The following is a 229-nucleotide window of genomic DNA, read 5'->3' as shown; positions in this document are numbered from 1 at the left end:
TACGAAATTTAAAAGAAACTGAAATGTATATTGAAGATCAAAAAGGGAAAAAAGTTAAATGGTTAGGAAACTTAAGTGAATTCACACCGGATGGTTCACCATATAAATTGACAAAAAATAACATGGCTAATGGTGATTTATACTATATGTTCGATCGATATTCTGTACCTAATCTTACATGGAATGAGACAAATGAGAATGGTGAGTTTGTTCCAGATGGTACTTATAA

At 30.6% G+C, this 229-nt stretch carries 1 protein-coding gene; it reads left to right on the top strand.

Annotation, left to right across the window (positions count from 1 at the left end; genetic code table 11):
• Positions 1-229: hypothetical protein (locus tag COC46_RS22295; protein ID WP_176545185.1), on the top strand; the 229-nt coding region annotated here is incomplete at both ends.

Origin of the sequence: Bacillus sp. AFS041924 (genome assembly GCF_002577195.1) — a bacterium.
Lineage (GTDB): Bacteria > Bacillota > Bacilli > Bacillales > Bacillaceae_G > Gottfriedia.
Note: the sequence above shows the minus strand (reverse complement) of the source record. Positions and strands in the feature narration are given on the sequence as shown.